This is a genomic window from Ruegeria sp. BF7, from assembly GCF_056538605.1.
Map to the genome: position 1 here is coordinate 1 of NZ_JBQFTM010000059.1, position 764 is coordinate 764.

The 764-nt window shown below is 54.5% G+C and carries 1 protein-coding gene; it reads right to left on the reverse strand.

Annotation, left to right across the window (positions count from 1 at the left end):
- Positions 1 to 62 precede the first annotated feature (62 nt).
- Positions 63 to 764 (reverse strand): aminomethyl transferase family protein (locus tag ACR0IK_RS24380; RefSeq protein ID WP_480597420.1); only part of this gene is annotated, 702 nt, incomplete at its 5' end.

Here is a 764-nt window from a genome sequence, read left to right on the forward strand (position 1 = left end):
TGTTTTTTTGAGGTTTGGCAACGATCAGACATGATGACCTCGATGTCGCCCCCTTTTGGCAGCTACTCTGCAGCGTCCGGAACCGTTGCTTCTGTGTATATCCCTTTCACACGTTCCTTTGTCGGATCAAAATGCGGAAATGGAACGATCCTGGCTTTCAACCGTTTTTGCTGCCCGTCCAGTTGCCCGATTTCAATGTCTGCGCCGACGGCAGCATGTGTAACCGAAACCCGGCCCAATGCGATGACTTTACCCAGAATGGGCGATTTCATCGCGCTGGTAATCTCTCCAACCTGAGCTTTTCCAACGCGCACGCAGTCGCCGGGCGAGGGGATCGTGCCGCCTTCGATTTCGAAACCAACCAGTTTGCGGTGCGGGTGTGCCTTACGCTCTTCGATCGCTGCCCGCCCAATGAAATCGTCGGTCTTTGACTTCAGCGGCACGGTAAAGCCGATTCCGGCCTCGAAGGGATCCGTCTGATCGTCGAATTCTGATCCGGCAAAAATCAGACCGCCTTCGATGCGCAACATGTCGAGTGCCGCCAGCCCGAGCGGTGCAATGCCATACTCTTGGCCGACCTCCCAGACACGATCAAAGATTTCGACAGCATCTTTAGGGTGGCAGAAGATTTCATATCCAAGTTCACCGGAATAACCGGTCCGGGAAATCACCACGGATTTCCCCTGCACATCACCAACCCGAGCTATGGTAAGCCGGAACCAAGGCAATTCTTCGATCGTCGGTTGTTGTGGCGGTGTCCAGAA